This is a genomic window from Glycomyces sp. NPDC049804, from assembly GCF_040674615.1.
Lineage (GTDB): Bacteria > Actinomycetota > Actinomycetes > Mycobacteriales > Micromonosporaceae > Glycomyces > Glycomyces niveus.
Genome location: NZ_JBFAMQ010000004.1, coordinates 89,462 through 114,829, shown reverse-complemented (window position 1 = coordinate 114,829; position 25,368 = coordinate 89,462). Strand labels below are relative to the sequence as shown.

General features: G+C 69.5%; 19 protein-coding genes. 6 read left to right on the top strand and 13 right to left on the bottom strand.

What is annotated here, in order from left to right:
* Positions 1 to 89: 89 nt before the first annotated feature.
* The gene (locus tag AB0K52_RS07435) at positions 90 to 1,019 is read left to right on the top strand and encodes an NADP-dependent oxidoreductase (protein WP_363528376.1); all 930 of its coding nucleotides are present in this window, start codon (positions 90 to 92) and stop codon (positions 1,017 to 1,019) included.
* 347 nt (positions 1,020 to 1,366) lie between these two features.
* On the opposite strand, the gene AB0K52_RS07430 is transcribed toward AB0K52_RS07435, so the two are convergent.
* From AB0K52_RS07430 to hisF, 3 genes are all read right to left on the bottom strand, one after another.
* Positions 1,367 to 3,151: an ABC transporter ATP-binding protein gene (locus AB0K52_RS07430; RefSeq protein ID WP_363527544.1), complete on the bottom strand. Its 1,785-nt coding sequence runs from the start codon at positions 3,149 to 3,151 to the stop codon at positions 1,367 to 1,369.
* A complete protein-coding gene (locus AB0K52_RS07425; protein WP_363528373.1) occupies positions 3,148 to 4,929 on the bottom strand; it encodes an ABC transporter ATP-binding protein in 1,782 nt (593 codons plus the stop codon). Before AB0K52_RS07425 ends, AB0K52_RS07430 begins: the two co-directional genes overlap by 4 nt.
* A 472-nt stretch (positions 4,930 to 5,401) precedes the next feature.
* Positions 5,402 to 6,166 carry an imidazole glycerol phosphate synthase subunit HisF gene (hisF, locus tag AB0K52_RS07420; RefSeq protein WP_363527541.1) on the bottom strand — a complete coding sequence of 255 codons (765 nt, stop codon included), beginning with the start codon at positions 6,164 to 6,166 and terminating at the stop codon, positions 5,402 to 5,404.
* A gap of 152 nt (positions 6,167 to 6,318) precedes the next feature.
* Here hisF and AB0K52_RS07415 point away from each other — a divergent pair, with 152 nt between their 5' ends.
* Both AB0K52_RS07415 and AB0K52_RS07410 read left to right on the top strand, forming a co-directional pair.
* Positions 6,319 to 6,732 (top strand): hypothetical protein, encoded by a 414-nt coding sequence (locus AB0K52_RS07415; protein WP_363527538.1) that lies wholly within the window; start codon positions 6,319 to 6,321, stop codon positions 6,730 to 6,732.
* Positions 6,733 to 6,751: 19 nt separating this feature from the next.
* Positions 6,752 to 7,462 (top strand): TetR family transcriptional regulator, encoded by a 711-nt coding sequence (locus tag AB0K52_RS07410; RefSeq protein WP_208494072.1) that lies wholly within the window; start codon positions 6,752 to 6,754, stop codon positions 7,460 to 7,462.
* A gap of 75 nt (positions 7,463 to 7,537) precedes the next feature.
* Here AB0K52_RS07410 and AB0K52_RS07405 read toward each other — a convergent pair whose 3' ends face one another.
* The 6 genes from AB0K52_RS07405 to AB0K52_RS07380 form a co-directional block, all read right to left on the bottom strand.
* Positions 7,538 to 7,948, bottom strand: a complete 411-nt coding sequence (locus AB0K52_RS07405) for an SCO5389 family protein (protein ID WP_363527535.1) — start codon at positions 7,946 to 7,948, stop codon at positions 7,538 to 7,540.
* A 145-nt stretch (positions 7,949 to 8,093) separates the two neighbouring features.
* Complete coding sequence (locus tag AB0K52_RS07400) at positions 8,094 to 9,062, bottom strand: ATP-binding protein (protein ID WP_363527532.1); 969 nt, start codon at positions 9,060 to 9,062, stop codon at positions 8,094 to 8,096.
* A gap of 222 nt (positions 9,063 to 9,284) precedes the next feature.
* Positions 9,285 to 10,184 (bottom strand): amino acid ABC transporter permease, encoded by a 900-nt coding sequence (locus AB0K52_RS07395; protein ID WP_363527529.1) that lies wholly within the window; start codon positions 10,182 to 10,184, stop codon positions 9,285 to 9,287.
* Between the two features lie 13 nt (positions 10,185 to 10,197).
* On the bottom strand, positions 10,198 to 10,854 hold the full coding sequence (locus AB0K52_RS07390) for an amino acid ABC transporter permease (protein WP_363527526.1): 657 nt from the start codon (positions 10,852 to 10,854) through the stop codon (positions 10,198 to 10,200).
* 76 nt (positions 10,855 to 10,930) lie between these two features.
* Positions 10,931 to 11,890, bottom strand: coding sequence for a glutamate ABC transporter substrate-binding protein (locus AB0K52_RS07385; RefSeq protein WP_363527523.1), 960 nt, complete (start codon positions 11,888 to 11,890; stop codon positions 10,931 to 10,933).
* 55 nt (positions 11,891 to 11,945) lie between these two features.
* Positions 11,946 to 12,701, bottom strand: coding sequence for an amino acid ABC transporter ATP-binding protein (locus AB0K52_RS07380; RefSeq protein WP_363527520.1), 756 nt, complete (start codon positions 12,699 to 12,701; stop codon positions 11,946 to 11,948).
* Between the two features lie 250 nt (positions 12,702 to 12,951).
* On the opposite strand from AB0K52_RS07380, the gene lipB reads away from it, so the two are divergent.
* On the top strand, positions 12,952 to 13,623 hold the full coding sequence (gene lipB, locus AB0K52_RS07375) for a lipoyl(octanoyl) transferase LipB (protein ID WP_363527517.1): 672 nt from the start codon (positions 12,952 to 12,954) through the stop codon (positions 13,621 to 13,623).
* A gap of 64 nt (positions 13,624 to 13,687) precedes the next feature.
* Here lipB and AB0K52_RS07370 read toward each other — a convergent pair whose 3' ends face one another.
* Entirely contained in the window at positions 13,688 to 15,070 is a 1,383-nt protein-coding gene (locus AB0K52_RS07370; RefSeq protein WP_363527514.1) for an alpha/beta hydrolase, read from the bottom strand.
* A gap of 307 nt (positions 15,071 to 15,377) precedes the next feature.
* Entirely contained in the window at positions 15,378 to 16,169 is a 792-nt protein-coding gene (locus AB0K52_RS07365) for an ABC transporter ATP-binding protein (RefSeq protein WP_363527511.1), read from the bottom strand.
* Positions 16,170 to 16,409: 240 nt separating this feature from the next.
* Between AB0K52_RS07365 and AB0K52_RS07360 the strand changes: the two genes are divergently transcribed.
* A complete protein-coding gene (locus tag AB0K52_RS07360; protein ID WP_363527508.1) occupies positions 16,410 to 17,477 on the top strand; it encodes an ABC transporter ATP-binding protein in 1,068 nt (355 codons plus the stop codon).
* Positions 17,474 to 18,490 (top strand): ABC transporter permease subunit, encoded by a 1,017-nt coding sequence (locus tag AB0K52_RS07355; protein WP_363527505.1) that lies wholly within the window; start codon positions 17,474 to 17,476, stop codon positions 18,488 to 18,490. Before AB0K52_RS07360 ends, AB0K52_RS07355 begins: the two co-directional genes overlap by 4 nt.
* A gap of 411 nt (positions 18,491 to 18,901) precedes the next feature.
* Here AB0K52_RS07355 and AB0K52_RS07350 read toward each other — a convergent pair whose 3' ends face one another.
* Positions 18,902 to 20,071: an ROK family transcriptional regulator gene (locus AB0K52_RS07350; RefSeq protein ID WP_363527502.1), complete on the bottom strand. Its 1,170-nt coding sequence runs from the start codon at positions 20,069 to 20,071 to the stop codon at positions 18,902 to 18,904.
* Positions 20,072 to 20,476: 405 nt separating this feature from the next.
* Positions 20,477 to 25,348: an NAD-glutamate dehydrogenase gene (locus AB0K52_RS07345; protein WP_363527500.1), complete on the bottom strand. Its 4,872-nt coding sequence runs from the start codon at positions 25,346 to 25,348 to the stop codon at positions 20,477 to 20,479.
* Between the last annotated feature and the right edge of the window lie 20 nt (positions 25,349 to 25,368).

The window sequence follows — 25,368 nt, the reverse complement described above, 5'->3', positions numbered from 1 at the left end:
GCCTCCGGGCCACTGGGCGGTGGCCCGGCGCCGCAGCAGACTGGTCTCCACTGCACCGCAGCGATGGAAAGGAATCCACTATGGCCATGATGCGCACCGTCACCCAGGACGAGCTCGGCGGACCCGAAGTCCTCAAGGTCGTCGAGGTCGAACGCCCCGAGCCGGGCGTCGGCGAGATCCTGGTGCGGGTCCGCGCCGCCGGGACCAACCCGGTGGACTGGAAGTCCCGGGCCTTCGGCGGGCTCCAGGCCCGCAAGCCCCCGTTCACGCTCGGCTGGGACGTCTCGGGCACGGTCGAAGCGGTCGGTTTCGGCGTGCGGCTCTTCGCGGTCGGCGACGAGGTGTACGGCATGCCGCGGTTCCCGCAGTTCGCGAACGGCTATTCGGAGTACGTGACCGCGCCCGCGCGGCACTTCGCGCCCAAGCCCGCGGGCCTGACCCACGCCGAGGCGGCCGCGCTGCCGCTGGCGGGGCTCACCGCCTACCAGGCGCTCGTCGACATCGCGGGCGTCGAAGCGGGCCAGCGGGTCCTAGTCCACGCCGCCGCAGGCGGGGTCGGCCACCTGGCGGTCCAGATCGCCAAAGCCAAGGGCGCCTACGTGATCGCCACTGCGAGCGCCGCCAAGCACGACTATCTCCGCGGCCTCGGCACTGACGAGGTCGTCGACTACACTGCGGTCGATTTCGCCGTCGAGGTCAACGACATCGACATCGTGCTCGACGGCGTCGGCGACGAGTACACCGCCCGCTCCGCACCGGTGGTGCGGAACGGCGGCCACCTCATCACCCTCCCCGGCCCCGCCGAGGTCCCCGCCGCCGAGGAGGCCCGGATCAAATCCGGCTTCATGATCGTCGAACCCGACCAGACCGGCCTCCGCGCCCTCACGGCCCTCGTCGAAGCAGGCCGGCTGCGGCCCACCGTGTCAGCGACCTTCCCGCTCGAGCACGTGGCGAAGGCCCACGAAGCCCTGGCGACCGGCCGCACCATCGGAAAGATCGTCCTCACGACCGCCGAATAAGAAGCGAACCATCCTCGACAAGTTATCCACACCCTCCCGAACAGGCAAAATAACAACCACTCACCTCCCTTGCCCGGAGTTATCCACAGGCGAAAAAGGATCCTTGAGTGTCTTGACTTTCTGTGGGAGGCTGGCTTCAGTTTTGGTGTAGGTCGGCGGTAGGTAGGGGTACCGCGGTCCGCCGGAAGATCGGAGGCGCGGGATGGCTCCCGCGCCGACGGCACCTGCATCAGACCGCCGCGGCAGCGAGGCGGCGGTCGGCCCTAGCCAGGCCGACCGCCCCCGCTACAACAGAGTCGAGCACAGCTCAGTCAGTTTGCGCTCGGGTTCAGTTCGGCTCATCCAGTTCAGTTCGAGCGGGTCTGCTCCACCCAGGAGCCGTGCAACCCGGCGTACACCGAGCCGGCCTCGGCGGCCAGCTCGGCATGAGGGCCGTGCTGCACGAGGTTCCCTGCGTCGAAGACCAGCACCTCATCCGAGGTCTCAGCCGTCGACAAACGGTGCGCGATGATCACCGTGGTGCGCCCCCGGGTGACCGCGTCGAGCGCCGACGAGAGCCGCAGCTCCGTGGCCGGGTCGACGGCACTGGTCGCCTCATCGAGCACGAGCAGGTCGGGGTCGGCCACATAGGCCCGCACCAGCGAGACCAGTTGGCGCTCACCGACACTCAGGTTCGCGCCGCTCTCTCCGAGCTCGGTGTCGAGCCCGGCCGACAGGGTCTCGAGCCAGTCGTCGAGGCCGAGTTCGGCGAACGCCACATAGATCTCGGCATCCGTGAGGTCGGGCCGGGCGAAGCGCACGTTGTGGGCGAGGGTGCCGTTGAAGAGGAAACCCTCCTGGGGCACCATCGTCACCCGGCCCCGCAGCGACGCGAAGGTCACCTCGGTGAGCGGGACCCCGCCGATGCGGACCTGCCCGGCGGTCGGGTCCATCAGGCGCGTCAGCAGCTTGGCGAACGTGGTCTTGCCCGAGCCGGTCTCGCCGACCACCGCGACCTTCGCGTGCGCCGGGATCTCGACGTCGATGCCGTGCAGCACCTCCTCCCCGCCCGGGTAGGCGAACCGCACGCCCTCGAACGTGACCCCGAGGGGCCCTTCGGGAAGGGCTCGGCCGTCGACCGGGTCGGCGACGTCGGGCTCGGTGTCGACGATGTCGAGCACACGGCGCCAGCCCGAGACCGCGTTCTGGGCCTCGTTGAGCGTCTCGGTGCCGATCACGACCGGCTGGGTGAAGAGGATGACCAGGAACAGGAACGCCGTCAGCTCCCCCACGGTCATCGAGCCGTCCGCGACCAGGAACGCGCCCAGGACCACCACGATCACGTTGACACCCAGATACACCAGCTCACCGGCGCCGAACGAGAACGCCGAGCGGCTGATCGCGCGGGTCTGGTCGCGGCGGTGCTCCTCGATCGAGGCGTCGAGCCGCTCGCTCGTGCGCGAGCCGACACCGTACGCGCGCACCGTGCCCGCGCCGACCACCGACTCGGCGACGGCCGAGAGCATCTTGGACACGCTCTTGCGCACGTCGGTGTAAGCGGCGGCCAGATGGCCCTGCAGCCATTTGATCAGCCAGGTCACGGGGATGAACACGATCCACACCGCGATCGCCAGCTGCCACGAGTAGACCGCCATGACCACCGTGGCGACCACGATCTGCGCGGCCGCGGTCACCAGGACCATGCCGCCCTGCTGCAGGAAGGTGCTCACCTGGTCGATGTCCGTGGTCACCCGCGCCGTCAGCGCGCCGCGCCGCTCCGACTGCTGGTGCAGCATCGACAGGTCGTGGATGTGCCGGAACGTCCTGCGCCGCAGCGACGCCAGCGCGTGCTCCGAGACCACGAACAGCCGGCGGTTCATGAGGTAGTTCGTGCCGGTCGTCACCAGTAGGGCGGCGACGCCGAGGAAAGCGACGAGGACGACGTAGCCGATGTCAGGGCCGCCCGGGCCGAGGAGGCCCTTGTCGAGGACCTGCTGGGCGCCGATCGGGACGACGAGGCGTCCGATGGAGGTGACGGCGGCGAGGAACACGGTGAAGCCGAGGCCGCGGCGCAGTTCGGGTGATAGCCGCAGGCCGCGTTTGACGGTCTGCCAGGGGCCGGGCTGGGTGGGGGTCTCCTGCTGCGTGCTCACGCGGCGGCCTCCTCGTCGTTGAACTCGCGTTCGGCCTCGGCCCGTTCGTAGGCGGTGACGAGGTCGGCGTAGGGCTGGTGGGTGCGCAGGAGCTCGTGGTGGGGGCCGCGGGCGGTGATGCGGCCGTCTTCGAGGAAGACGACTTCGTCGGCGAGGGCGATGGTGGCTCTGCGGTAGGCGACGACGAGGACGCTGGCGGCGTCGGCGGAGTCCTTGAGTCCTCTGAGGATCTGGGATTCGACTTTGGGGTCGACGGCGCTGGTGGCGTCGTCGAGGATGAGGAGCCGTGGTGCGCCGGCGAGGGCGCGGGCGAGGGTGAGGCGTTGGCGCTGGCCGCCGGAGAGGGTGGTGCCGCGTTCGCCGACTTCGGTGTCGAGGCCGTCTTCGAGTGCGGCGGTGAATTTTTCGGCGCCGGCGGCGACGAGGGCGTCCCAGAGGCGGTCGTCGGTGAGTCCGGCGCGGTCGAGGGCAAGGTTGGCGCGGACGGTGTCGTCGAAGACGAAGGGGATCTGCTGGACGAGCGCGGTGGTGCGGGCGAGGCTGCCGTGGGTGAGGTCGCGCAGGTCGGTGCCGTCGAGGGTGACGGTGCCGCGGGTGGGGTCGATGAGGCGGGCGGCGAGGTGGGCGAGGGTGGATTTGCCGGAGCCGGTGGCGCCGACGAGGGCGACGGTGGTGCCGGGTTCGACGGTGAACGTGACTTCGCGGAGGGCTTCGTGGCCGTCGGGGTAGGCGTAGGCGACGGCGTCGAAGCCGAGGCGGGCGGGGGCGGTGGTGTCGGGGAGTTCGCTGCGGCCGTAGGCCATGTCGCCGGTGGCGGAGAGGACGTGGTCGACGCGGCGGCGGCCGACGACGGAGCCGGGGAGGTCGCCGAGGACCCAGCCGATAGCGCGGACGGGGAAGGCGAGGACGGAGAACATGAAGGAGACGGTGACGAGTTGGCCGAGGTCGATCGCGCCGGCTTCGAAGCGGGCGAGGCCGACGAGGAGGGCGACGAGGACGCCGATCTCGGGGAGGCCGGAGATGGCGGGTTCGAAGGCGGCGCGGAGGCGGCCGACGCCGATCATGGCGTCGCGGAGTTCTTCGGCGGAGGCGCTGAAGCGTTCGGTTTCGGCGGCTTCGCGGCCCATGGCCTTGACGACGAGGGCGCCGTCGAAGGATTCGTGGCCGACGGCGGAGACTTCGGCGCGGAGTTCTTGGGCGCGTTTGGCGCGGGGGGCCATCTTGGTGGCGAAGAGGGCGTTGAGGGCGAAGAGTGCGGGGAACATGCCGAGGGCGACGAGGGCGATGGCCCAGTCGATCCAGAAGAAGGCGACCATGGCGACGGCGACCATGAAGAGGGTGCCGACGGCGAAGGGGAGGGGGGCGAGGGGGCGGGTGGCGGCTTCGACGTCGGCGTTGGCGTTGGAGAGGAGGGTGCCGGTGGGGTGCTTCTGGTGCCAGGAGAGGGGGAGGGCGAGGTAGCGGCGGGTGATCTGGCGGCGCCAGTGGGCTTGGACGCTGAACATCATGACGCCGGCGCCGATGCGGCGGGCGCACATGGTGGAGAAGCGGATGATGGAGGTGCCGAGGAGGGCGGCGACGCCGATCATGACGGTGCCGAAGGCGACTTCGCCGTTCTCGTAGGCGGGTACGGCGATGCCGGAGACGACCCAGCCGACGACAAAGGAGAGGAAGAGGGTCATGGCGGTGTTGGCCATGGCTCCGGCGGCGCCGACTGCGAAGGGTTTGGGTTGGAGTCGGATCATGTCGCCGATGTTCCGCAGACCTTGGCGGAGGATGCGGTCGTCAGCGGGCTGATCGTCGAGGGACGGTGCGGCGTCGCTGGTGGGCAGCGTCATTGGGTCTCCGGTCGGGTGGGTTCGGGCGCCAGGTGTCGCGCGCTGGCTAGCCGGTCGGCAAGCAACCGCTAGCAATCATGCCTCGCGCGCGCGGCGGTCGCCAACCGGTTTCGCGCTTTGTCCGTTCCGGCAGGTCGGCGCCTTGGATCGGGCGGCATGGTCCGGGAAGGTGTCGTTCCCGTGAGGCAGGGTCGAGACGGGGCTGGTCTCGGTGCAGCTTGTGAGCGGTCGATTTGCAGAGGTGGTCTGCTCTGCGACGGACATCCGTTCACGGTTGTCGGCGGCGTATCGCGGCGAATTCGCTGCCGGCGTTGGAGCGCCGGTTGCGTGCGGGAGCGGGGCTGCGTTCTGGTTCGTCAGCGTTCCCGAGCGGTCTGGCCGCTGGACCAGGGTGTGGCCGGCGCCGTCGGCGTCAGCGGACGGGGTGGCCGGCGTTCTTGAGTTCCTGCTTGACTTCGCCGATCGTGACGTCGCCGAAGTGGAAGATCGATGCGGCGAGGACCGCGTCGGCGCCGGCGTCGACGGCCGGAGGGAAGTCGGCGGCTTTGCCCGCGCCGCCGGAGGCGATGAGCGGGATGTCGACGGCCGCGCGCACGGCGGCGATGAGTTTGAGGTCGAAGCCCTGCTTCATGCCGTCGGAGTCGATGGAGTTGAGCAGGATCTCCCCTGCGCCGAGTTCGGCGGCGCGGGCGCACCATTCGACGGCGTCGAGCCCGGTGGACCGCTTCTGGCCGCCGTGGGTGGTGACTTCCCAGCCCGAGTCGGTGTCGCGGCCGGAGGCGACGTCGGCCGAGAGCACGAGCACCTGGTTGCCGAATCGTTCGGCGATCTCGGAGATGACTTCGGGCCGGGCGATGGCCGCGGTGTTGATGCCGACTTTGTCGGCGCCGGCGCGCAGGAGCCGGTCGACGTCGTCGGGGGTGCGGACGCCGCCGCCGACGGTGAGGGGGATGAAGACCTGTTCGGCGGTGCGGGCGACGACGTCGTACATGGTGGCCCGGTCGCCGGAGGAGGCGCTGACGTCGAGGAACGTCAGCTCGTCGGCGCCGGCGGCGTCGTAGGCGGCCGCGAGTTCCACGGGGTCGCCCGCGTCGCGCAGGTTCTCGAAGTTCACGCCTTTGACGACCCGCCCGGCATCCACGTCCAGGCAGGGGATCACACGCACCGCAACAGTCACGCGGCAAGCCTACAGGCGCGGCCCGGCCGTGTCGTCCGCCATATTTCCCCATCGGTCTTGAACATGTTCAAGAATCGGGTGTAGCGTCGACCCGTAGTTGAACATGTTCAACTCAAGCCCTGCACCACCCCCGCACAGAACGGAGCACTGTCATGGACCTGGCAGTCGTCGGCTACATCGCCTACCTCCTCGTCGCCATCCCGCTCACCGTCTGGGTCGCCCGCACCCTCGGCGCGAACGGCTTCCACTTCATCAAGGACGTCTTCTCCGGCGACGAGCAGCTGGCCCAGGCCGTCAACAAACTCCTCCAAGTCGGCTTCTACCTCCTCAACTTCGGGTTCGTGGCCCTGTGGCTGCGCACCGCCCAGCCCGTCCACGACGCACGCGGCGTCTTCGAGACCGTCGCCGTCAAGATCGGCGCCGTGCTCCTCGTCCTCGGCGTCCTCCACGTGCTCAACGTGGTCGTGCTCAACGGCTTCCGCAAGCGCGGCCACGTCGACGCCCGCGCCCTCGCCACCCTCGAACCGCCGACCCCGCCCCAGCGGCCGCAGCCGTACGGCGCCTGACCCAAGTAGGATCGCCTGCGTGAGCACCGAATCCGAGTCCTCCGACGCGTCCGCCCGCCCCTCATCGAAGGGCGAGCGGACGCGGCAGCGCATCATCGACACCGCGCTCGACATGTTCGCCGAACGCGGCTACGACAAGACCACGATGCGCGCGATCGCCGCCGAGGCCGGTGTGTCCGTGGGCAACGCGTACTACTACTTCAAGTCCAAAGAACACCTCATCCAGGGCTTCTACGAGCAGGCCACCACCCGCCACGCCGAACTGACCCCGCGCCTGCTCGACGGCAAGGAGACCCTGGCCGAGCGGATCGAGGCGGCGCTGCTCGCCTGGCTCGACATCGCCGGGCCCTACCACGCGTTCGCGGGCCAGTTCTTCAGGAACGCCGCCGACCCCGCCAGCCCGCTCAGCCCCTTCTCCGAAGACTCGACCGAGAGCCGCGACCGCGACATCGCGCTCTACCGCGAAGTCCTCGAAGGCTCGAAGACCAAGGTGCCCAAGGACATGGCGGACATCCTCCCCGAGATGCTGTGGCTCCACCAGATGGTCGTGGTCCTCTACTGGGTGTACGACAACTCCCCCGGCCAGGAGAAGTCGCGCGAGCTCGCGCAGCGCACCGCGCCCCTCGCCGCCCGCGTCGTCGCCCTCTCCCGCCTGAAGATCCTGCGGCCCTTGGTGAAGCAGGGCGAGGAGCTCGTGCGGGACTTCCTCATCACCCGCCGCCCGGCGTGAACGCCGAACGGGCCGGCGGGACGTGCGTCCCGTCGGCCCGTTCAACTTGCGTCGCAACAGGTCGAGCTGTGCGGCTCAGCAGTCGCGCAGCTCCGGCGACTGGTTGAGCAGCTGCCCGCGCGGGGAGATGAACTTGCGGTACGTGTCCGAGTCGACCTCCGCCATCGGGAACGCCGCGATCCGGTGGCAGTTCTGGAACGCGAGCTTCACGCCGTAGTGGCGCTCCAGCGCACCGCGCATCGAGTCCGAGGCGAGCACCCGCAGCAGCTGCCCGCGCGCCTGCTCGTCCGGCGGCGGCGTGGTGTTGTCGGCGAACTGGGTCGAGCCGCTGGACGAGACGACCCCGTTCTTCAGGTCGTTCACCACCTTCGCGATGAGTTCCCACGCGAACGGCAGCGACTGCTTCACGCAGTCGATGAAGTCGGCGTCGCCGACCTCCCCTGCCTCGGCCTTGGCGAGCAGGTCTTCAGAGACGTCAAGGGACATGCGTTCTCCTCTCGGTTCGAATCGGTTCATTGTGCTCGGTCCCGGTGACCCTCCGCTGTCGGGTAATCGACGCAGAGAGGTCCTGAAAATTTCAGCCCGGCCCCGAGCACCCGGGAGGCCGCACGGCGCTGGGCGGCCCCGCCGGTCAGACGGTCTGGGCCCGGAGCAGGTGCTCCCCGAGCACGAAGTCGGGCACGATCTGGTCGGCAAGGTCCACTCCCGCGCGGTCGTTCCCCCAGGCCAGGGCGGCCTTGCGGTGGAATTCGTGGGCTTGGCGGGTGAACTTGGCCCAGTCCTTGCCGCCGCTGACGGCGCGTTCGCGGGCGGCGTCGAGCACGGCGAGGTTGCGGGGTTCGAGGTCGGCGACGGGGCCGACGCTGCCGCGTTCGGCGGCTTTGACGTAGCGGGAGCGGGAGCACCAGCCGATGAGGGCGTCGCCGACGTGCTCGCGGAGGAAGGCGACGTCGTCTTCGTCGTCGATCTTGTTGCCGATGACGGAGATGCGGACATCGTAGTCTTCGGCGTAGCCGAGGTACTGCTTGTAGACGCCGACGCTGCGGAGGGTGGGTTCGCAGACGAGGAAGGTGTGGTCGAAGCGGGTGAACATGCCTGAGGCGAAGGCTTCGGCGCCGGCGACCATGTCGACGATGACGAATTCGTCGGTGGCGTCGACGAGGTGGTTGAGGAGGAGTTCGACGGCGCCGACCTTGGAGTGGTAGCAGGAGACGCCGAGGTCGTCGTCGACGAAGCCGCCGGTGGCGGCGAAGCGGATGCCTTCGTGTTCGGTGAAGAGGGTGTCGAAGACGGGATTGGCCTCGCGGACGGTGAGGAGGCGGGAGCCCGGTCCGGGGGGCGTGGTCTTGAGCATGAGGTCGGTGCTGGGGATGAGCGGGTTGGCGCCGCGGAGGTAGTCCTTGATGTCGGGCAGGTGCTCGCCGAGGACGGGGCCCATGGCGGCGGCTTCGGGGTCGAGGCCGAGTGCGGCGGCGAGGTGCTGGTTGATGTCGGCGTCGATGGCCATGACCGGGTGTCCGAGTGCTGCTGCGCGGCGTGCGAAGAGCGAGGCCATCGTGGTCTTGCCGGAGCCGCCCTTGCCGACGAAGGCGAGTTTCATGCTGTGGTCCCCCACCAATTGAAAATGGTTGTTGGTTTCAAAAGGAGGTTAGCAGGGCGCGAATGCGTATGCGCCTCATATCGATCGGGTGACGGGCGTGTCGTTTCGCGGTGGGCGGTAATGCGTCACGCACTACCGGGAAACGACCCGGGGAACGACGAGGACCCCGTCGCGGTTCGCGGCGGGGCCCTCGGTAGTGCGTGATGCGTGATGTGTGACGTGCTATTCGGCGATGACGGCGGCCTGCTCGATCTGCTGGACGCTCTCGGCGGGCGCGGCGGTCTTCTTGCGCAGGCGGCGCTCGACCAGGACCACGAGCTTGGAGAGCGCGTAGGCGAGGACGAAGTAGATGAACGCGGCGATGATGAGCGCCTGCAGGAAGGAGTTCCCGTAGTCGCGGCCGATGATGTTGGCCGAGTGCAGGAGCTCGGGGTAGGTGATCACATAACCCAGGGAGGTGTCCTTGAGCAGGATGACCAGCTGGGCGAGCACCGCCGGGAGCATGTTCCGCAGCACCTGCGGGAGGACGATCAAACGCTGGACCTGGCCGTGGTGCAGGCCGATCGCGTAGCCGGCCATGGCCTGGCCCGCGGGCAGGGCGTTGACGCCGGCGCGCAGGATCTCGGCGAGGACCGCGCCGTTGTAGACGGCCAGGCCCACGACGAGGAAGGTCAGGCGGCGGGCGTCGCCGTCCCAGCCGAGCACCTCGGTCGTGAACCCGAAGTAGCCGTCGATGGTGAAGGAGATCCAGATGAGCAGCACCAGCGGCAGGGACCGGAAGAACTGCACGTAGACCGTCGAGGCCCACCGGGTCGCGGCGAACCGCGAGATCCGCCCGAAGCCCACGAGGGTGCCCAGGAGGAGTGCGCCGATCGAGCCGAGGGCGAAGGCGGTGAGGGTGTCGATGATCGCGGGGATCCATGTGGTCTGGACGACCAGGACGTCCAGCGGGTTGGCCCACCGCGACTCCTCGAAGAAGCCCTCGCCGGCGAGCTGCACGGCCGCGAAGGCCAGGATGCCGAGGATGACCACCGCGGAGACGGCGGAGGCGATGTTCGAGTTGCGCTTGCCCTTGGGGCCGAGCGCGTCGAACAGGACTGTGCTCTCATTCTGTCGGCTCATGTGTCACCCGCTCTCATCGGACGAAGGCGGTGCGTCGTTCGACGAGCCGCACGAGGTAGCTGAGGGCGAAGGCGATCAGCAGGTAGCTGACGGTCACGCCGATGATGACCCCCCACAGGTCGAAGCGGCTCTCGTTGTCCTCGATGAGCCGGCGCGACTGGGCGGTGAGTTCGGTGACGCCGATGGCGAGCACGAGGGCGCTGTTCTTGACCAGGGCGATCAGGAGCGACCCGAGGGGCGGGATGACGGCACGCACGGCCTGCGGCAGGATGACGCCGCTCAGCGACTGGCTGAACGTGAGGCCGATCGAGCGCGCGGCCTCGGCCTGCCCGAGGGGGATCGAGTTGATGCCCGAGCGCAGGGTCTCGCCGACGAACGCGCCGGTGTACATGCCGAGGCCGACCAGTGCCCAGACCCAGCTGTCGGCCACGATCCCAACGCTGGGCAGGCCGAAGTACATGATGAACAGGACGGCCAGGAGCGGCACGTTCCGGAACAGCTGCGTGTAGGCGTTCGCGGCCCAGCGGGCGGGCCAGGCGGGGCTGACGTGCATGACCACGAGGATCGTGCCGATGACGAGGGCGATGGTGAAGCTGACGAGCGTGACCCACACCGTGGTCCATGCGCCCGCGCCCAGGGCCGCGACCATGAGGTCGAAATTGTCGAACAAGCGGACTCCTCCATAGGGCGGTCGGCGGCGGCTGCTTGAGCCGCCGCCGACCAGCCGAACGGTATCGGGTTACCGGCTACTTGGCTTCGTAGCGGTCCGGGACGGGCAGCTCGGCGGGCATCGGCATGCCGGCCGCGCCGAAGGTCAGGTTGAAGGCCTTCTCCCAGTCGCCGTTGGCGGTGATCTCGGCGATCATGTCGTCGATGAACAGGCGCGCGTCGGTCTCGCCGAGCTTCATGCCGACGCCGTAGGGCTCCTCGGTGAAGATGTTGGCGGAGTCGAGCACGCGGTAGGTGTCGGGCTTGTCGACGGTGAAGCCGTAGAGGATGGTCTCGTCGGTGCTGACCGCGTCGGTCTGGCCGTTCTCGAGCGCCTGCGCGCAGGCCGCGTAGTCGGCGAGCGGCGTGATCTTGGCCTCCGGGTTCTCGGCCTCGAGGTTCGCGATCGAGCCCGAGCCCTCGGCGATGCAGACGTCCTTGCCGGCGAGGTCGGCGACCGAGTTGATGTCGGTGTTGGAGGCCTGGACCATCACGTTCTGGCCGGTGTTGAAGTACGGGCCGGCGAAGTCGAACTTCTCCAGGCGCTCGGGGTACATCGAGTACGACGCGATGACCACGTCGACCGTGCCGTCGTTGATGTAGGTCTCGCGGTTCTGGGAGGTCGTCTCGACGAACTTGAGGTTCGCGTCGTCGCCCTCCTCGTCGACCGAGCCGAAGATGTACTGCGTGAGCAGGCGGGCCATCTCGGCGTCGAAGCCCTCGATCTTGTCGGTCGCGGTGTTCTTCTGGCCGATGAGCGGCTGGTCGAACTTGACGCCGACGGTGATGCTGCCCTTGTCCTGGATGTCCTTGATCAGGCCTTCGGGAATGTTCTCGGCCTGCGCGAGCGAGTAGTCGCCGACCGAGTCCTCGAGCTCCTCCTGCTCCTTCTGGTCCTGGCTGGCCTCACCGGAGCAGGCGGCCAGGGACATGGCGACAGCGGCTACCGCTGCTGCGACCGCGGTCCTGCGCCTCGAGCTTTTGAAGAACGTACGCATGGATGTTTCCTTTCCTCAAGGGGGCGGAACTGTGTGGTGGTGGTGGTGCGGGTGCTCAGTGGGTCATGACCTTGGACAGGAAGTCCTGGGCGCGCTCGGTCTGCGGGTTGTCGAAGAACTCGTCGGGCGCGGCGGTCTCGACGATCTGGCCCTCGGCCATGAACACGACCCGGTTCGCCGCGCGGCGCGCGAACCCCATCTCGTGCGTGACGACGACCATCGTCATGCCCTCGCGGGCGAGGTCCTGCATGACGTCGAGGACCTCGTTGATCATCTCGGGGTCGAGCGCCGAGGTCGGCTCGTCGAACATCATGATCTTCGGGTCCATCGCCAGGCCGCGGGCGATCGCCACGCGCTGCTGCTGGCCGCCCGAGAGCTGCGACGGGAAGACGTCGGCCTTGCCCGAGAGGCCCACGCGTTCGAGGAGCTGGCGGGCGCGGGCCTCGGCCTTCGCCTTCGGGGTGCGGCGCACCTTGATCGGGCCGAGGGTGATGTTCTGCAGCACCGTCAGGTGCGCGAACAGGTTGAAGTGCTGGAAGACCATGCCGACATCGGCGCGCAGGTTCGCCAGGGCGCGGCCTTCGGCCGGGAGGGGCTTGCCGGCGACGGTGATCTCGCCGGTGTCGACGGTCTCGAGCCGGTTGATGGTGCGGCAGAGGGTGGACTTCCCGGAGCCGGAGGGTCCGATGAGGACCACCACCTCGCCGTCCTCCACGGTCAGGTCGATGTCCTTGAGCGCGTGCAGGTCTCCGAAGTGCTTATTGACCCCGGAGATGCTGACCATCGGTGTCTTCGGCTGCGTTGCTTCCATTCGTGTCCCTGTTGTCGTGTGCAACCCTCGACTGGCGCGGGGCGAGCGGATGGGCTTGAGTACCTGGAAATAGTAGTGTGACAGCTCACCCGCGGTCAGCGGGGCGGCCAGAGCCGCAACTAGTCGGCAATTAAGTAACAGCATCATAAAGAACGACTTGGGCATAACGGATACGACCCATCGCTGGAACAATCGTGACGCAAGCGGCCTCCGGTGGCCGCGGCGGCGCTGCGGGGATTAGTGTCGATCCATGACCGCAACCGTGGGAACCGCGAGCGTCGCCGGCGGGAAGATCACCGTCGAACGGCGCGGCCTGGTGGACTACCAGGAGGCCTGGGACTACCAGAAGGCACTGCAGCAGCGGCGGATCGACGACGAGATCGGCGATACCGTGCTCCTGCTCGAGCATCCGAGCGTGTACACCGCCGGGCGGCGGACCGAGACGTGGGCGCTGCCGCAGGACGGCACCCCGGTCGTCACCGTCGACCGCGGCGGGCAGATCACCTGGCACGGGCCCGGCCAGATCGTCGGGTACCCGATCATGAAGATGCGCAACAAGGTCGACGTCGTCGGCTACGTCCGCCGGGTCGAGGACACCATCGCGGCGGTGTGCCACGAGTTCGGGGTGGCCTCGGCGCGGGGGCGGATGCACGACCGGACGGGCGTGTGGCTGCCCGAGGACGACAAGGGCCCGGAGCGGAAGATCTGCGCGATCGGCGTGCGGGTGCGGTGGGCGACCACGATGCACGGCTTCGCGCTCAACTGCAACCCCGACATGTCGTACTGGGAGCGGATCGCGCCGTGCGCGATCACGGACGCCGACGTGACGAGCCTGTCGCAGGAGCTCGGCCGCGAGGTCACGGTCGAGGAGGTCCTCCCGGTGGTGGAGAAGCACCTCGGGCTGCTGCTCGAACGGGACTAGGCGGGGATTCGAGGGGCGGGCGTCGCGGATGCGGCGCCCGTTTCGCGTTCCCCGCGCTCCCGCCCTATGAGCAGGCTTCGTAGGGTTCGGGCTGCTCGCCGGCGAGTTCGGGCGCCTCGTTGAGCAGGACCTTGAAGATGTTGTTCCAGGCGTCCGACTCGGGGTAGAAGATCTCCGAGTGCGAGTGGACGCCTTCGACGGGCTTCCCGGAGAGGCCCTGTTCGGCGAGGCTGAGCCCGTAGTCGTCGACGGCGTCGGGGGCGTCGGAGAGGTTCCCGGTGACGAGGTTGCGGTTGCCGGGGAAGTCGTCGGGGTCGGCGCCGTGGCCGAGGAGCGGCACGTACGGCATGCCCTGGACGTACGAGATCGGGTCGCCCGGGCCGGTGATCGAGTAGCGGGGCCGGCACGGCTCGGTGTAGTCGGCGGGGCTGTACACGTCGTTGCCCATGCCGGCGGACGCGATGTGCAGGACCTGGTCGGCCGCGACGTCGTAGGTCTCGGCGTAGCCGATGACCGCGCCGCCGTACGAGTGGCCCGCGAGGGTGAGGGGCCGGTCCGGGCCGATCTGGTTGCGCAGGTCGAACGTGAAGGAGGCGAGGCTCTCGGCGGCCACCTGCGACCAGGACGCCCAGGACTCCTCGACCCAGCCGGACGGCCAGGAGGCGGCGGCCCAGACGACGATCGCGAGGTCGCCGTCGGCGGCGTCGACGAAGGACTTGGCGCGGTTGTAGTAGAGCTCGAAGTTCTCGCTGGAGAGGACGGCCGAGCCGCCCGGGACGAGGACCGCGACGTTCGCGGCGGTGTCGAGGTCGCCGACGACTTCGATCCAGGAGCCGTCGCCGTTGTTGTTGTAGGGGTCGAGGTAGAGGAACTGGCGGTCGGTGCCGACGAGCGCCTTGAGCTCTTCGCGGGCGGGGCGCTCGGCGTCGTCGGTCCAGGGCCGGTCGGGGCTGTCGTAGGTGGTCGAGGCGGTGGTGGTGGCCTCGAGGATGAGCTGGTTCGCGGTGATGCGGGCGTCGAAGGGAGCGCCGGGCATCTCGGCCACGACCGAGGGGTAGAGGACGGCGAGCCAGGCGGTGGCCTCGTCGCCGAGGCCGGTGAAGAACGCGTTGACATCGAGCGGGTCGAGGCCGCCGCCGGCGTGGTAGAGCTCGGCGAGGGCGGCGCCGAGTTCACCCGAGTCGGCGGTGGGTTCGGCGTCGACGAGGGCGGCGGCGGTCGCGGAATCGGCGAGGGCCGTCTCGAGCGCGGCGGCGGGGTCGTCGCCGGCGACGGGGGCGCCGGCGCGGAGCGCGGCGAGCTCGCCCGCGGGGTCGGCCGCGAGGACCGGGACCGCGTGGAGCTGGTCGGCCTCGGCCTCGCCGAGGCGGCTCAGGCCGGCCAGGTAGACGAGCGCGAAAACGGCGACGGCCGTCACGACCGTCGCACGCCACCACCGAAATCTCACCGAGTCAGCGTAACCGAGCCCGGCCGGGCCCGACGAACGCTGCGCGTGTGAGGGGAGCCTCTGGGGAGGGAAAACGCGGGCAGGGTCCGGCCTTCAGGAAGCCGCTGTCGGGTCCCCCATGTATACCCTGACATGCGGATACGACATCCCCACGAACCCGATTGATGTTCGCGTTCGGGGACGTTTTCCGGGCGGGGGCCGAGCCGCTGGGGGCCGTGTTTCGGGCCCCCGGTCAAAACCCTGACTCGGGGGTGCGACATTTCCGGGCGGTTCTGGACCTCGGGTGTCGCGGTTCACCGGGTGTGGGTCAGGCGGCGGTGGCGGTGTAGCGGTTGCCGTTGGCGGTGAGGGTGAGCGGGAGGCCGAAGGCCTTGGAGAGGGTCTCCGAGGTGAGGGCGTCGCCGATCGGGCCCGCGGCGATGACGCCGCCGCCCGAGAGGACCAGGGCGTGCGTGAAGCCCGGGGGGATCTCCTCGACGTGGTGGGTGACCAGGACCAGCGCGGGCGCGGCCTCGTCGCGGGCGAGGCCGGCGAGGGTCGCCACGAGCGCTTCGCGCGCGCCAAGGTCGAGGCCCGCGGCGGGCTCGTCGAGCAGCAGCAGCTCGGGGTCGGTCATGAGCGCGCGGGCGATGAGCACGCGCTTGCGCTCACCCTCCGAAAGCGTCCCGAACAGGCGGTCGGCGAGCTGCGAGACGCCGAGCCAGCGCATGAGGGAGGCGGCGCGCTCGTCGTCCTGCGGGTCGTACTCCTCGCGCCAGTGGCCCATCATGCCCCAGGCGGCGGTGCGGACGACGTCGAAGGCCTTCTCGTCGTTGGGGATGGCGTCGGCGACCTGGGTGGTGGTGAGGCCGATGCGGGGGCGCAGTTCGAACACGTCGACGCGGCCGAGGCGTTCGCCGAGGATTTCGACGACGCCGGAGGTCGGGTGGTTGCGGGCGGCCGCTAGGTTGAGCAGCGTCGTCTTCCCGGCGCCGTTGGGGCCGAGCACGACCCACCGCTGGTCGGCGTCGACTTGCCAGTCGACCCCGTCGAGGAGCTGGTTGCCGCCGCGCCGGACGGTGACGCCGGACAGGTCGAGGACGCGTTCAGACTGAGCCACGGGTCAATGAAACCACGGACCCCGGACGCCCGGTCGCGGGCGGGCCTCGGCGGTGGGAGTACGACACACGGTCGAACGCCCCTGGGCGTGCGGAAGCGGATCCCCGGGCCGTGCAACGACGCCGCGTCCGGCGGCGTCTGCATAGGGACGCCGTGTCCCGACGGCGGGAGGCGCCTCCGGTGTCGCCCCGCACGCGGCCGGACAACACCTGACCATGTACGTCCTAACTGGAATGAGCAGATGCCCCCCATCATCGAGATCTCGGGGCTGAGGAAGACCTATTCGAGGGCCTTCCGTCAGCCGCACAACGCTTTGGACGGCCTCGACCTCGAGGTCGCCGCCGGCCAGGTGCATGGATTCCTGGGCCCGAACGGCTCGGGCAAGACCACGACCCTGCGGGCCCTGCTCGGCCTCATCCGCGTCGACGGCGGGACCATGCGCATCTTCGGCGAGGAGGTGCCGCAGCGCCTGCCCGAGGTGGTGTCGCGGATCGGCGCGGTCGTCGAGTCCCCGCAGTTCTTCAAGCACTTCTCCGGGCGTCTGACGCTCCAGCTGCTCGCCGAGAGCACGGGCGTCTCGAAGGCGCGTGTCGAGGAGGTCCTGGAGCAGGTCGGTTTGAGGGACGCCGCGAAGGCGTCCGTGAAGGGCTACTCGCTGGGCATGCGCCAGCGCCTCGCTGTGGCGCAGGCGCTGTTGAAGCAGCCGCAGCTGCTGATCCTGGACGAGCCGGCGAACGGGCTCGACCCGGCCGGCATCCACCACATGCGGGAGCTGCTGCAGTGGCTGGCGCATTCGCAGGGTGTGACCGTGGTGGTCAGTTCGCATCTGCTCTCGGAGGTGCAGCAGTTGTGCGATTCGATGACGATCGTCTCCAGGGGACGGCGCATCGTGGACGGGAATGTCGCGGACATCATCGCGGGTCACGGCGAGTCGAGCTTGAGCGTGCGGTTCCCGGATGCGGCTTCGCTGCCGGAGGCGGCTGAGGCGTTGGTGTCGGCGTCGAGTGGTCTGGAGGGGTCGAAGGCGGCGGTGTCCGCTGCGATCGACCGTGATCGGCTCGTGGTGAAGGGCGCGCCGGAGGCGGCGTGGGTGACGAGGACGCTCGCTGACGCGGGGATCTACCTGTCGGAGCTGCGGACGGAGACGAAGAACCTGGAGTCGGTGTTCTTGGAGTTGACCGGGACGGCGCCGGTGCCGGGGCAGACGGTCCAGATCGGGGAGTCGGTCGTGGTGCCGCAGGCGCCGGCGGCGCCGGTGTCCGCCGGTGAAGTGACGGTTCAGGTCGAGTCGGAAGGGGCCGAGCGGTGAATCTGTTCAAGGCTGAGTTGCGGCGTATCGCGCGTCGCCGTCTGACCATGGTCTTCGGGATCGTCGCCGCGGCGGGGCTGCTGGTGCTGGCCGCGGTCTTCTGGTTCACGTCGAGCAAGGGCCCGACGGAGGCCGAGTTGGCCGACGCGCAGGCCGAGGCCGACCGGTTGAACGAGGAGAACTACGAGTACGAGGAGTGCTTGGACGACGAGGCGTACTTCGAGACCGAGGAGTACAGCTTCATCGAGGGGGAGCCGTACTACGAGGACATGTCGCACGATGAGCTGTGCGCCGACATGTTCGGCATGTGGACTGCCGAGGATCTCATCTACACGTACACGTTCGATTTCGCTGCGGAGAGCCCGCTGATCCTCATCGGCGTGGCGATCATCGCGGGGCTGGTCATGATGATGCTGGCGTCGTCGCTGATCGGCGCGGAGTGGTCGAGCGGCGGTATGGCGAATCTGCTGTTGTGGCACCCGAACCGGATGAAGGTGTGGGGGGCGAAGCTGGGCGCGGCGGCTGCGGTGTGCGCGGCGGCGGTGGTCGTGTCGATGCTGCTCGCGTTCGGGTTGCTGTATGTGATCGCGGCGGCCCGGGGGGAGGTGGGCGATCTGGACTCCGGGTGGTGGAACGAGAACTTGGAGAAGTTCGCTCGCGCTGGGGTGCTGTCGGTCGGGATGACCTTGCTGGGTGCGTCGCTGGCGATGCTGGGTCGGCATACGGCGATCTCGGGTGGCATCATCGCGGGTTATCTGATCGTCGGCGACATGTTGGTGCGGTTCGCGGCCATGGCGTTGGAGATGGCGTACCCGGAGCGGTTGTCGCTGTACACGTGGGTGTCGGCGTGGATCGAGGGTCGGGTCGAGTTGTTCGACTGGAGTGATGTGAGCTCGGATCAGCCCGACATCATGGTGATCACTTCGAGCGAGGCCGGGCTGCTGCTGGGCGGGATCGTGTTCCTGTTCGCGGCCTTGGCGACGTGGGCGTTCAAGCGCCGCGACGTGGCGTAGCCGCTGCCGGCCGGGCGCGGCCCGGCCGGTAGCGCGTGCCGCGTGACATATCACTGCGCGGGCGTTGTGGGCTGGTGAGCGGTAGCGCGTGGCGTGTCACTGCGGGATCGGGTGCCGGTGCCGTGCGGTGGCGCGTGACATGTGCCGTGTGACATGGCACTGCGAATGGGATGGACGATGGATGAGCGCCGCCCGCGGGGAACCGCGGGCGGCGTTTCGTTCTCGGTTCCGGGCCGCGGGCGCTGGGGCGTCGGGGCGTCGGGGCTCAGCCGGATGCCAAGGCGCGGCTGAGGAACCTCGTGGGCCGGAGGCGGTGGGCGGTGAACGCGGCTCTCGCCCGGACCGGTTCGAAGGTCGGTCGGTCGCGGTCGCGGGGACCGGAGGCGAGGGCCGGTCGGGTCGAGGACGTGGTCAGTCGAAGAGGCTTTCGCGGACGGCGTCGAGGCCGTGGAGGATGGCGCCGCGCATGACCGGCTCCTCGGTGACCGACCCGGCGACGACGCTCGGGTTGACCGGGGCGAGCTGGGAGGTCTGGGCGGCGACGCGTCCGGCGAGTTCGAGCCCGCCCGCGTAGCCGACCGGTCCGCCGAGGACGACCACGGTGGGGTCGAGGAGGACGCAGACGGCGACGATGCCGAGGGCGATGCCGCGGGCGATCTCGTCGAGGCAGGCCGCGCCTTCGGGACCGGCGGCGATCGCGGCGGCCAGGACGTCTTCGGGGTCGGTGGCGTCGAAGCCGTGCTTCGCGCCGATGTCGAGGACGGCGTCGCCGCCGATGACGCGCTGGTACGAGCCTTTGGAGAGGCGTGTGACGACGCCGCCGGTGGGGAGGTCGCCGCCGGGCACGGGGAGGAAGCCGATCTCGCCGGCGGCGCCGGACGCGCCCCGGTAGAGCTGGCCGTTGAGGATGACGCCGAGGCCGAGGCCGCCGCCGAACCACGCGTACACGAAGTCGGTGGCCCCGCCGGCGCCGCCGGAGCGCTGCTCGGCGAGGCAGGCGAGGTTCACGTCGTTCTCGATCTCGACGGCGGGGGTGAACTCTTCGTTCAGGGCGGTGCGCAGGCCGCGGTGCCAGGCGGGGAGGTTCCAGGAGAAGCCGATGTCGCCGCTGGCGGGGTCGATGACGCCGGGGGTGCCGAGGACGATCCGCTGCACCTTCGACATTTCGACGCCGGCGTCGGCGACGGCGTCGGTGACGACGCGGCGGACCACGGCGACGGGGTCGGTCGAGTGCTCGACGTCGATCTCGGCGCGGCCGACGATGCGGCCGGTGAAGTCGGCGCAGGCGCCTTTGGTGGTCACGGGGCCGACCTCGATGCCGACGACGTAGGTGAAGGTCGGCACGGCCGCGTACAGGGACGCGTTGGGGCCGCGTCCGCCGGACTTGGAGCCGACGACCTCGACGAGGCCGCGGCTCTGCAGGCGCTCCATCATCTGCGAGGCGGTGACCTTGGACATCGAGGTCCGCTCGGCGAGCTGGGCGCGGGTCTGGGGGCCGTCCTCCAGCAGGAGCTTCAGCGCGGCCTGGTCGTTGAGGACGCGCAGCAGTTTCGGCACCCCGGGGGTGTGGCTCTTCGGCATTCGTACTTCCTTCTCCTCCGAGCCCACATTATCCACGGGAGCCCACACGCTAATGCTTCAGCTAGCGCGCGAAAGCCGAACGGGTGATCGGTAAACGCCCACCGCGACCCGAAATAGCGGCGGGCCGCCGCGCACCTGGGCGGCGGCACGTGCGAAAACGTCGCGCCCAAAGCCGGGTTTCGGCTCCGCCGGTTGACGGCTCGCCGGATTCGCCGTGACCGGGTTCGAAACACGGCCCCAGCGGCTCGACTCCCGCCGGCAGCACGCCGCGCGAATATGGCACGCACCACAATAGACACGAAATTGTCGTACCCCCATGTCAGGGTTTTGACCGGGGGCCTGCGATACGGCGCTCGGGGCCTCTGCCCCTGCCCGCGAAACCCCCGGCCGCCGGCCGCTCCGGGCCTACTCCCCCTCAGTCTCGACCAGGCTCCTGATCTGGCGCAGTGACACCGACAGGACCGCCAGCTTCTCGTCCGAGCGCGACGCCTCGGCCGTCGCCTCGTGGATCCGCTCGATCTCGGCGGCGTTGCGCTCGGCCCACGAGTCGACCGCTTCGGCCGGGTCCGTGCCCGGCTTCGCCTGCATCACGCTCGCGGTCAGGCCCGCCATCGCGCCGTACAGGTCGTACCGCAGCGCCGACCGCGCGAGCGTCTGCCACCGGTTCGTGCGCGGCAGCGCCGAGATCTCGTTCAAGATCGCGTCCAAGTGCACGCGCGCCGCGATCCCGTAGTACACCTCCGCGGTCTGGTGGAGATCCGTCTCGTACACCCGCGCGACCTCGACCACGTCGACCAGGCCGAACCCGAAGATCGGCGCCGAGGCGTCCCGCGCGATCTCCGCGGGCATCCCCTGCTCCTCCAGCTCGTCGCAGAACTGCTCGAACCCGATCGCCTCCGAGTCGTGCAGCAGCTCCGGCAGCCGCGGCTGCAGCACCGCGAGCCCCGGCCGCAGCCGCTCCGACTCCGCCGCCACATCGAGCGCCCCCCGCCGGTGCTGCACCAGCCAGCGCACGCCCCGGTCCAGCAGCCGCCGGATCACGAGCATCCCCGCGATCTGAGCGTCCTGCGGCACCTGGTTGTCGAGCGCCTCGATGCGCCGCCACAGCCCGGCCAGCCCGAACGCGTCCCGGATGATCACGTAGGCGCGGATCACGTCGACCACGTCCGCGCCCGTCTCGTCGGCGATGCGGAACAGGAACGTCGTGCCCGCCCGGTTCACGGCCTCGCCCACGACCGCGGTCGCGACGATCTCGCGCCGCAGCGGGTGGTCGGCCATGAGGTCCGCGTACGGCTCGCGCAGCGGCGCCGGGAAGTACTCCCGCAGCACCGGCGCCGTCCAGTCCTCGTCGGGGAGCCCCGAGTCGAGCACCGCCCGCTTCGCCCAGATCTTCACGTACGACAGGAGCACCGACAGCTCCGGTTCGGTCAGCGCCGTGCCCGTCGCCACCCGTTCCTTCAGCTGCTTGTCGCTGGGCAGCCCTTCGATCTCCCGGTCGAGGCCGACCGTCTTCTCCAGGTGCTTCATGAGCCGGATGTGCACGGGCAGCAGCCGGGTGCCGAGGCGCTTCGCGTTCGCCAGCGCCATGTTCTGCCCGTAGTTGTCGGCGAGCACGGCCTCGGCGACGTCGTCGGCCATGTCCATGAAGAGCTTGTCGCGGTGGCCGGGGTCGATGCGTCCGGTGAGGGCGGCCGAGCGCAGGAGGATCTTGATGTTGACCTCGTGGTCGGAGGTGTCGACGCCGGCGGAGTTGTCGATGAAGTCGGTGTTGCAGTGCCCGCCGGTGCCTTCGGGGCCGCCGCTTTGGGCGTATTCGATGCGGCCGAGCTGGGTGAAGCCGAGGTTGCCGCCTTCGCCGACGACGCGGCAGCGGAGCTGTTCGCCGTTGACGCGGACGGCGTCGTTGGCTTTGTCGCCGGCGTCGGCGTCGGTCTGGGTCGCGGATTTGACGTAGGTGCCGATGCCGCCGTTCCAGAGGAGGTCGACGGGGGCGGTGAGGATGGCGCGGATGAGTTCGGGCGGGGTGAGGTCCTTGACGTCGTCGTCGATGCCGAGGGCGGTGCGGACTTCGGGTGCGATGGGGATGGATTTGGCGGTGCGTTCCCAGACGCCGCCGCCGGCGGAGATGAGGGTGGGGTCGTAGTCGGCCCAGGTGGATCGGGGGAGGTCGAAGAGGCGGCGGCGTTCGGTGAAGGAGACGGCGGCGATCGGGTTGGGGTCGATGAAGATGTGCATGTGGTTGAAGGCGGCGACGAGGCGGATGTGCTCGGAGAGGAGCATGCCGTTGCCGAAGACGTCGCCGCCCATGTCGCCGATGCCGACGGCGGTGAAGTCCTGGGCTTGGGTGTCGAGGCCTTCGGCGCGGAAGTGGCGTTTGACGGATTCCCATGCGCCTCTTGCGGTGATGCCCATCTTCTTGTGGTCGTAGCCGACGGAGCCGCCGGAGGCGAAGGCGTCGCCGAGCCAGAAGCCGTATTCGGCGGCGACGGCGTTGGCGGTGTCGGAGAAGGTGGCGGTGCCCTTGTCGGCGGCGACGACGAGGTAGGGGTCGTCGCCGTCGTGGCGGACGACGCCCGGCGGGGGGACGACGGTGTTGTCGGCGTCGCGGTTGTCGGTGATGTCGAGGAGGGCGGAGATGAACTCGCGGTAGCGGGTGACGCCTTCGGTCTGGAATGCGGCGCGGTCGGCGAAGTCGGCGCGTTTGAGGACGAAGCCGCCCTTGGCGCCGACGGGGGTGATGACGGTGTTCTTGACTTCTTGGGCTTTGACGAGGCCGAGGATTTCGGTGCGGAAGTCCTCTTTGCGGTCGGACCAGCGCAGGCCGCCGCGGGCGACGCGGCCGTAGCGCATGTGGACGCCTTCGAAGTTCGGGGAGTAGACGAACACTTCGAACATGGGGCGCGGTTTGGGCAGGAAGTCGATGGCGCGGGCGTCGAACTTGAAGGCGACGTATTCCTTGGGGCGGCCGGTGTGGGCGCGTTGGAAGTAGGAGGTGCGGAGGGTGGATCGGATGAGGGTGAGGAAGGCGCGGAGGATGCGGTCGGCGTCGAGGTTGGGGACGGTGGCGAGGCCTTCGGCAAGGTCGGCGTCGATGCGGGCGACGGCGGCTTCCCGGTCGTCGCCGACGCGCGGGTCGAAGCGGGCTTCGAAGAGGCGCACGAGGTTCGCGGCGATCGCGGGGTAGGCGCCGAGGGTGGAGGCGATGAACGCCTGGGAGAACACGAAGCCGCATTGGCGGAGGTATTTGGCGAGGGCGCGGAGGACGACGACTTGGCGCCAGGTGAGGCCGGCGGCGATGACGAGTTCGTTGAACCGGTCGGATTCGGCTTCGCCGGTCCAGGCGGCGCGGAAGGCGTTCTCGAAGCGGACGCGCAGCTGGGGCACGGATTCGGCGGCGTTGCCGGGGAGTTGGACGCCGAAGTCGTGGAGGTGGATGGTGGTCGCTTCGTCGAGGGTGATGTGGTACGGGCGTTCTTCGGCGACCTTCACGCCGAGGTGGCGCAGCACCGGGAGGGCTTCGGAGAGGCCGATGGTCTGGTTGAGGGCGTAGATCTTGAAGTGGACGTCGGTGTCGTCGCCGCCGCGGCGGAACAGCTGCAGTTCCATGTCGCCGGACTCGCGGAGCATCTCGAGTGCCGCGATGTCCTTGGCGGCGTCCATGGGGGTGTGCTCGGCCTTGTACGCGGGCGGGTAGGCGCCGGCGTACCGCTTGGCGAGGGTGCGGGCCTGGCCTTCGCCGATGTGGTGGTCCAGTTGGAGGATGAGGTCGGCGTCCCAGGAGCGGGTGGCGTCGGCGAGTTCGGCCTGGATCGCCTCGACGTCGATGGGCGGGTGGTCGACGAACGGGTCGATGCGGACGACGAAGTGGAGGCGGGCGAGCACCGATTCGGTGACGCGGGCGTCGTAGCTGATGTCGACGCCGTAGAGGCGGCTTTTGAGGATGGACTCGATCTTCTCGCGGTTCTCGGTGTTGTACCGGTCGCGGGGCAGGTAGACCAGGCAGGAGTAGAAGCGGCCGTACACGTCGCGGCGGGCGAACAGGCGCAGGCGGCGGCGCCCGGCGAGGCGCAGGACGCCCATGGCCGTCGTGTAGAGGTCGTCGGTGCGGGCTTGGAACAGCTCGTCGCGCGGGTAGGTCTCGAGGGCGGTGACGAGGTCCTTGCCGGAGTGGGAGGAGAGGGTGACGCCGGAGCGTTCGAGCACGTCGTGGACCTTGCGTTTGACGACGGGCAGCTCGGTGACGCTGGAGAGGTAGGCGGCGGAGGTGAACAGGCCGAGGAAGCGCAGTTCGCCGTCGGGTTCCCCGTTCGCGTCGAAGGTCTTCACGCCGATGTAGTCCATGAAGGAGGTGCGGTGGACCGTGGAGCGGGCGTTCGACTTGGTGATGACCAGGAGCCGCCGCTCGCCGATCTGGGCGCGCGCGTCGGTGTTGAACGAGGCGAGCGGGCGTGGCCCGACGGGGGCCTTGCGGAGCAGGCCGAGGCCGGTCTCGGCGAGCGGCGTGAGCGCTTCATCGTCGCCTTCGCCGGTGAGGCGGTACTGGCGGAAGCCGAGGAACGTGAACTTGTCGTCGGCCAGCCAGCGCAGGAGTTCGACGGTGTCGTCGATGTCCTTGGGCGGCACGGGGAGCGCGGTGGTGCCGGGCGCGCCCGCGGCGGCGCGGTCGAGGTCGTCGGCGATCTCGAGGGCCTTGCCGCGCATGGCCTGCCAGTCGGCGACGCAGACGCTGACGTCGGAGAGGACTTCGAGGATGTCGGCCTCGAGTTCGGCGAGGAGCGCGGGGTCGGCGACCCGCTGCGTCTCGATGTGCATCCAGGATTCGGCGCGGCCGCCTTCGGCGGCGGGCGCCTCCTGGAGGGTGCCGTCCGCGTCGCGGGTGACGGGCACGATCGGGTGGACGAACACGGAGATGTCGATCCCGTGCTTGTTGAACAGGCCGGTGAGGGAGTCCACGAGGAACGGGGAGTCGTCGCAGACGATGTCGACCCGGGTGGAGGCGGCGGCGTCGGGGCCCTCGGCGTCTTCGGGGCAGTCCAGTTCGAGGGCCACTGCGCCGGGGGCGCGGGTCTCGGCCATGCGGCGGTGGTGGGCGGTGGTCTCCAGGAGCTGCTGGGCGCTGCGGCCGACGAGGTCGTCGTCGGCGACGAGGCTCCAGTAGAGCTCTACCAGTCTGGCCAGCGAGGCGTCGGATCCGGCCAGTTGTGCGGCCTCGTGGAGCAGTTCCTCCCGGTCGGGGAGGGTCTCGCGGAACTCTTCGTCGCCGATGAACGCCAACACGTCTCGATCTCCAGTCCGAT

What these genes read in the sequence shown, in the direction of transcription:
- AB0K52_RS07405 (WP_363527535.1), bottom strand. Translation starts at nt 7,948, where the DNA reads ATGTCCCTTGACGTCTCTGAAGACCTGCTCGCCAAGGCCGAGGCAGGG.
- AB0K52_RS07350 (WP_363527502.1), bottom strand. Translation starts at nt 20,071, where the DNA reads ATGCCGAAGAGCCACACCCCCGGGGTGCCGAAACTGCTGCGCGTCCTC.
- AB0K52_RS07400 (WP_363527532.1), bottom strand. Translation starts at nt 9,062, where the DNA reads ATGAAACTCGCCTTCGTCGGCAAGGGCGGCTCCGGCAAGACCACGATG.
- AB0K52_RS07360 (WP_363527508.1), top strand. Translation starts at nt 16,410, where the DNA reads ATGCCCCCCATCATCGAGATCTCGGGGCTGAGGAAGACCTATTCGAGG.
- lipB (WP_363527517.1), top strand. Translation starts at nt 12,952, where the DNA reads ATGACCGCAACCGTGGGAACCGCGAGCGTCGCCGGCGGGAAGATCACC.
- AB0K52_RS07415 (WP_363527538.1), top strand. Translation starts at nt 6,319, where the DNA reads ATGGACCTGGCAGTCGTCGGCTACATCGCCTACCTCCTCGTCGCCATC.
- AB0K52_RS07385 (WP_363527523.1), bottom strand. Translation starts at nt 11,890, where the DNA reads ATGCGTACGTTCTTCAAAAGCTCGAGGCGCAGGACCGCGGTCGCAGCA.
- AB0K52_RS07395 (WP_363527529.1), bottom strand. Translation starts at nt 10,184, where the DNA reads ATGAGCCGACAGAATGAGAGCACAGTCCTGTTCGACGCGCTCGGCCCC.
- AB0K52_RS07380 (WP_363527520.1), bottom strand. Translation starts at nt 12,701, where the DNA reads ATGGAAGCAACGCAGCCGAAGACACCGATGGTCAGCATCTCCGGGGTC.
- AB0K52_RS07435 (WP_363528376.1), top strand. Translation starts at nt 90, where the DNA reads ATGCGCACCGTCACCCAGGACGAGCTCGGCGGACCCGAAGTCCTCAAG.